The following is a 5,796-nucleotide window of genomic DNA, read 5'->3' as shown; positions in this document are numbered from 1 at the left end:
CTTTGAAAACTAAACAAACAAACGTCAACAAACAATAATAATTCAGTGTTATAACTTCGGTTATAATAGAACACATGAGCCAACGTTTTAACATTTCTGAGCTAAATCAACTTTCTTGGAGAGTTTGATCCTGGCTCAGGACGAACGCTGGCGGCGTGCCTAATACATGCAAGTCGAGCGGATTGATGGGAGCTTGCTCCCTGATATCAGCGGCGGACGGGTGAGTAACACGTGGGCAACCTGCCTGTAAGACTGGGATAACTTCGGGAAACCTGGAGCTAATACCGGATAATCCTTTCCCTCTCATGAGGGAAAGCTGAAAGACGGTTTCGGCTGTCACTTACAGATGGGCCCGCGGCGCATTAGCTAGTTGGTGAGGTAACGGCTCACCAAGGCGACGATGCGTAGCCGACCTGAGAGGGTGATCGGCCACACTGGGACTGAGACACGGCCCAGACTCCTACGGGAGGCAGCAGTAGGGAATCTTCCGCAATGGACGAAAGTCTGACGGAGCAACGCCGCGTGAGCGAAGAAGGCCTTCGGGTCGTAAAGCTCTGTTGTTAGGGAAGAACAAGTATCGGAGTAACTGCCGGTACCTTGACGGTACCTAACCAGAAAGCCACGGCTAACTACGTGCCAGCAGCCGCGGTAATACGTAGGTGGCAAGCGTTGTCCGGAATTATTGGGCGTAAAGCGCGCGCAGGCGGTTCCTTAAGTCTGATGTGAAAGCCCCAGGCTCGACCTGGGAGGGTCATTGGAAACTGGGGAACTTGAGTGCAGAAGAGAAGAGCGGAATTCCACGTGTAGCGGTGAAATGCGTAGAGATGTGGAGGAACACCAGTGGCGAAGGCGGCTCTTTGGTCTGTAACTGACGCTGAGGCGCGAAAGCGTGGGGAGCGAACAGGATTAGATACCCTGGTAGTCCACGCCGTAAACGATGAGTGCTAAGTGTTAGAGGGTTTCCGCCCTTTAGTGCTGCAGCAAACGCATTAAGCACTCCGCCTGGGGAGTACGGCCGCAAGGCTGAAACTCAAAGGAATTGACGGGGGCCCGCACAAGCGGTGGAGCATGTGGTTTAATTCGAAGCAACGCGAAGAACCTTACCAGGTCTTGACATCCTCTGACACTCCTAGAGATAGGACGTTCCCCTTCGGGGGACAGAGTGACAGGTGGTGCATGGTTGTCGTCAGCTCGTGTCGTGAGATGTTGGGTTAAGTCCCGCAACGAGCGCAACCCTTGATCTTAGTTGCCAGCATTTAGTTGGGCACTCTAAGGTGACTGCCGGTGACAAACCGGAGGAAGGTGGGGATGACGTCAAATCATCATGCCCCTTATGACCTGGGCTACACACGTGCTACAATGGATGGTACAAAGGGTCGCGAAACCGCGAGGTCGAGCCAATCCCATAAAACCATTCTCAGTTCGGATTGTAGGCTGCAACTCGCCTACATGAAGCTGGAATCGCTAGTAATCGCGGATCAGCATGCCGCGGTGAATACGTTCCCGGGCCTTGTACACACCGCCCGTCACACCACGAGAGTTTGTAACACCCGAAGTCGGTGGGGTAACCGTAAGGAGCCAGCCGCCTAAGGTGGGACAGATGATTGGGGTGAAGTCGTAACAAGGTAGCCGTATCGGAAGGTGCGGCTGGATCACCTCCTTTCTAAGGATATTGTCGTAAAGACAATCGGAATGCAGACCTTCTGGTCTGTACTGTTGACCGCTTTGTTTGTTTAGTTTTGAGGGAGCAATTCCTCTGTATCATTTCGTTCTTTGAAAACTAGATAATCGTAAGAAGAAGAAAACAAGAAACACCACATTAGTTTTTTCTCTCTTAATAATAAGAGAATTAACCTTTAGGTTAAGTTAGAAAGGGCGCACGGTGGATGCCTTGGCACTAGGAGCCGATGAAGGACGGTACTAACACCGATATGCTTCGGGGAGCTGTAAGTAAGCTTTGATCCTGGAGATTTCCGAATGGGGGAACCCACTACTCGTAATGGAGTAGTATCTTTACCTGAATACATAGGGTATTGAAGGCACACCCTGGGAACTGAAACATCTAAGTACCCGGAGGAAGAGAAAGCAAACGCGATTCCCTGAGTAGCGGCGAGCGAAACGGGACATAGCCCAAACCAAGAGGCTTGCCTCTTGGGGTTGTAGGACACTCAACATGGAGTTACAAAGGAACGGGGTAAATGAAGAGATCTGGAAAGGTCCGTCAAAGAAGGTAAAAACCCTGTAGTTGAAACTTCGTTCCCTCCTGAGTGGATCCTGAGTACGGCCTGGACACGTGAAATCCGGTCGGAAGCAGGGAGGACCATCTCCCAAGGCTAAATACTCCCTAGTGACCGATAGTGAACCAGTACCGTGAGGGAAAGGTGAAAAGCACCCTGGAAGGGGAGTGAAAGAGATCCTGAAACCGTGTGCCTACAAGTAGTCAGAGCCCGTTAATGGGTGATGGCGTGCCTTTTGTAGAATGAACCGGCGAGTTACGATTACATGCAAGGTTAAGTTGAGAAGACGGAGCCGCAGCGAAAGCGAGTCTGAATAGGGCGTATTAGTATGTGGTCGTAGACCCGAAACCAGGTGATCTACCCATGTCCAGGGTGAAGGTTGGGTAACACCAACTGGAGGCCCGAACCCACGCACGTTGAAAAGTGCGGGGATGAGGTGTGGGTAGCGGAGAAATTCCAATCGAACTTGGAGATAGCTGGTTCTCTCCGAAATAGCTTTAGGGCTAGCCTCACGTAGTAAGAGTCTTGGAGGTAGAGCACTGTTTGGACTAGGGGCCCTCATCGGGTTACCGAATTCAGACAAACTCCGAATGCCAAAGACTTATCCGTGGGAGTCAGACTGCGAGTGATAAGATCCGTAGTCAAAAGGGAAACAGCCCAGACCACCAGCTAAGGTCCCAAAGTATACGTTAAGTGGAAAAGGATGTGGAGTTGCTTAGACAACCAGGATGTTGGCTTAGAAGCAGCCACCATTTAAAGAGTGCGTAATAGCTCACTGGTCGAGTGACTCTGCGCCGAAAATGTACCTGGGCTAAACGTATCACCGAAGCTGTGGATTGACATCTACGATGTCAGTGGTAGGAGAGCGTTCTAAGGGCGTTGAAGCTAGACCGTAAGGACTGGTGGAGCGCTTAGAAGTGAGAATGCCGGTATGAGTAGCGAAAGATGGGTGAGAATCCCATCCACCGAATGACTAAGGTTTCCTGAGGAAGGCTCGTCCGCTCAGGGTTAGTCGGGACCTAAGCCGAGGCCGAAAGGCGTAGGCGATGGATAACAGGTTGATATTCCTGTACCACCTCATTATCGTTTGAGCAACGGGGGGACGCAGGAGGATAGGGTAAGCGCACTGCTGGATATGTGCGTGTAAGCAGTTAGGCTGGAAATGAGGCAAATCCCATTTCCGTGAAGGCTGAGCTGTGATGCCGAGGGAAATATAGTACCGAAGTTCCTGATTCCACACTGCCAAGAAAAGCCTCTAGCGAGATAAAAGGTGCCCGTACCGCAAACCGACACAGGTAGTCGAGGAGAGAATCCTAAGGTGAGCGAGAGAACTCTCGTTAAGGAACTCGGCAAAATGACCCCGTAACTTCGGGAGAAGGGGTGCTCTTTTGGGTGTTAAAGCCTAGAAGAGCCGCAGTGAATAGGCCCAGGCGACTGTTTAGCAAAAACACAGGTCTCTGCAAAGCCGCAAGGCGAAGTATAGGGGCTGACGCCTGCCCGGTGCTGGAAGGTTAAGGGGAGAGGTTAGCGCAAGCGAAGCTTTGAACCGAAGCCCCAGTAAACGGCGGCCGTAACTATAACGGTCCTAAGGTAGCGAAATTCCTTGTCGGGTAAGTTCCGACCCGCACGAAAGGCGTAACGATCTGGGCACTGTCTCAACGAGAGACTCGGTGAAATTATAGTACCTGTGAAGATGCAGGTTACCCGCGACAGGACGGAAAGACCCCGTGGAGCTTTACTGTAGCCTGATATTGAATTTTGGTACAGCTTGTACAGGATAGGTAGGAGCCGTAGAAACCGGAGCGCCAGCTTCGGTGGAGGCATCGGTGGGATACTACCCTGGCTGTATTGAAATTCTAACCCATACCCCTGATCGGGGTAGGAGACAGTGTCAGGTGGGCAGTTTGACTGGGGCGGTCGCCTCCTAAAAAGTAACGGAGGCGCCCAAAGGTTCCCTCAGAATGGTTGGAAATCATTCGTAGAGTGTAAAGGCACAAGGGAGCTTGACTGCGAGACCTACAAGTCGAGCAGGGACGAAAGTCGGGCTTAGTGATCCGGTGGTTCCGCATGGAAGGGCCATCGCTCAACGGATAAAAGCTACCCCTGGGATAACAGGCTTATCTCCCCCAAGAGTCCACATCGACGGGGAGGTTTGGCACCTCGATGTCGGCTCATCGCATCCTGGGGCTGTAGTCGGTCCCAAGGGTTGGGCTGTTCGCCCATTAAAGCGGTACGCGAGCTGGGTTCAGAACGTCGTGAGACAGTTCGGTCCCTATCCGTCGTGGGCGCAGGAAATTTGAGAGGAGCTGTCCTTAGTACGAGAGGACCGGGATGGACGCACCGCTGGTGTACCAGTTGTCTTGCCAAAGGCATAGCTGGGTAGCTATGTGCGGACGGGATAAGTGCTGAAAGCATCTAAGCATGAAGCCCCCCTCAAGATGAGATTTCCCATAGCGCAAGCTAGTAAGATCCCTGAAAGATGATCAGGTTGATAGGTCAGAGGTGGAAGCGTGGCGACATGTGGAGCTGACTGATACTAATCGATCGAGGACTTAACCAAAAAACGTTTTTCTTCTTCTGCATTATCTAGTTTTGAGGGAATGAAATTCCTCAAGTTCAATTGTCTGGTGGCGATAGCGAGAAGGTCACACCCGTTCCCATACCGAACACGGAAGTTAAGCTTCTCAGCGCCGATGGTAGTTGGGGGCTCTCCCCCTGTGAGAGTAGGACGCTGCCTGGGCTGTTTTAAAAATGGAGGATTAGCTCAGCTGGGAGAGCATCTGCCTTACAAGCAGAGGGTCGGCGGTTCGAGCCCGTCATCCTCCACCATATGCCGGTTTAGCTCAATTGGTAGAGCAACTGACTTGTAATCAGTAGGTTGGGGGTTCAAGTCCTCTAGCCGGCACCATTTTTCGAGCCATTAGCTCAGTTGGTAGAGCATCTGACTTTTAATCAGAGGGTCGAAGGTTCGAGTCCTTCATGGCTCACCATTTATATGAATATATGCGGGTGTGGCGGAATTGGCAGACGCACTAGACTTAGGATCTAGCGCCGCAAGGCGTGGGGGTTCGACTCCCTTCACCCGCACCATATATTCGCGGAAGTAGTTCAGTGGTAGAACACCACCTTGCCAAGGTGGGGGTCGCGGGTTCGAATCCCGTCTTCCGCTCCAATGATATTGCCGGGGTGGCGGAACTGGCAGACGCACAGGACTTAAAATCCTGCGGTAGGTGACTACCGTACCGGTTCGATTCCGGTCCTCGGCACCATTTTTTCATGATAGAAAAATAATAAACATTAATATGCGCCCGTAGCTCAATTGGATAGAGCGTCTGACTACGGATCAGAAGGTTATGGGTTCGACTCCTTTCGGGCGCGCTTATTATTCGGGAAGTAGCTCAGCTTGGTAGAGCACTTGGTTTGGGACCAAGGGGTCGCAGGTTCGAATCCTGTCTTCCCGACCATTAAACTTCTAATAATATTGGGGTCTTAGCTCAGCTGGGAGAGCGCCTGCCTTGCACGCAGGAGGTCAGGGGTTCGATCCCCCTAGACTCCACCA

At 51.9% G+C, this 5,796-nt stretch carries 9 tRNA genes and 3 rRNA genes; all 12 read left to right on the top strand.

Annotation, left to right across the window (positions count from 1 at the left end):
* Window positions 1–112 precede the first annotated feature (112 nt).
* The 12 genes from RGF10_RS23670 to RGF10_RS23615 all read left to right on the top strand — a co-directional run bounded on the left by RGF10_RS23670 (window position 113) and on the right by RGF10_RS23615 (window position 5,796).
* A 16S ribosomal RNA gene (locus RGF10_RS23670) occupies window positions 113–1,663 on the top strand.
* A gap of 196 nt (window positions 1,664–1,859) precedes the next feature.
* Window positions 1,860–4,797: ribosomal RNA gene (locus RGF10_RS23665) — 23S ribosomal RNA — on the top strand.
* A 63-nt stretch (window positions 4,798–4,860) separates the two neighbouring features.
* Window positions 4,861–4,977, top strand: a 5S ribosomal RNA gene (gene rrf, locus RGF10_RS23660).
* Together the 16S, 23S and 5S rRNA genes with 9 tRNA genes alongside form the textbook arrangement of a ribosomal RNA operon.
* A 13-nt stretch (window positions 4,978–4,990) precedes the next feature.
* A tRNA-Val gene (locus tag RGF10_RS23655) sits at window positions 4,991–5,066 on the top strand.
* A gap of 3 nt (window positions 5,067–5,069) precedes the next feature.
* Window positions 5,070–5,145 (top strand) — tRNA-Thr (locus tag RGF10_RS23650).
* 6 nt (window positions 5,146–5,151) lie between these two features.
* Window positions 5,152–5,227, top strand: a tRNA-Lys gene (locus RGF10_RS23645).
* 15 nt (window positions 5,228–5,242) lie between these two features.
* Window positions 5,243–5,327, top strand: a tRNA-Leu gene (locus RGF10_RS23640).
* A 7-nt stretch (window positions 5,328–5,334) separates the two neighbouring features.
* Window positions 5,335–5,409 (top strand) — tRNA-Gly (locus RGF10_RS23635).
* Window positions 5,410–5,417: 8 nt separating this feature from the next.
* Window positions 5,418–5,506: transfer RNA gene (locus RGF10_RS23630), tRNA-Leu, on the top strand.
* A gap of 35 nt (window positions 5,507–5,541) precedes the next feature.
* Window positions 5,542–5,615, top strand: a tRNA-Arg gene (locus RGF10_RS23625).
* A gap of 9 nt (window positions 5,616–5,624) precedes the next feature.
* Window positions 5,625–5,701, top strand: a tRNA-Pro gene (locus RGF10_RS23620).
* Between the two features lie 19 nt (window positions 5,702–5,720).
* A tRNA-Ala gene (locus tag RGF10_RS23615) sits at window positions 5,721–5,796 on the top strand.

The organism is Bacillus sp. T3 (assembly GCF_033449965.1).
Taxonomy (GTDB): domain Bacteria; phylum Bacillota; class Bacilli; order Bacillales; family Cytobacillaceae; genus Bacillus_BU.
Note: the sequence above shows the minus strand (reverse complement) of the source record. Positions and strands in the feature narration are given on the sequence as shown.